Annotated in this window: 1 protein-coding gene; it reads left to right on the top strand. The window is 51.7% G+C overall.

The window, feature by feature from the left end; all coding sequences use genetic code 11:
- Positions 1–263, top strand: a 263-nt coding sequence (locus tag AC6UDG_RS07645; RefSeq protein WP_500706982.1) for an L-lactate permease, incomplete at both ends; no start/stop codon positions are given.

The following is a 263-nucleotide window of genomic DNA, read 5'->3' as shown; positions in this document are numbered from 1 at the left end:
CCTTGGGGCACTGTTATTACTAAGAGCACTGGAATACACCGGATCAGTGGATCGAATCAACGCTGGCTTTACCAATTTAACCACCGACATGCGCCTGCAAGCCATCCTGATTGTCTTTCTGTTTGGTTCTCTAATCGAAGGCGTTTCTGGTTTTGGAGCTCCCGCCATGGTCACCGCACCACTGCTAATCGCTCTGGGATTTAAGCCCCTATCTTCAATCGTTTTGGCCCTTGTCGCCGACTCAACGGCCGCCTCGTTTGGAG

The organism is Fructilactobacillus sp. X2R1C1 (genome assembly GCF_059901435.1).
This window is presented reverse-complemented; position numbering and strand designations above follow the sequence as displayed.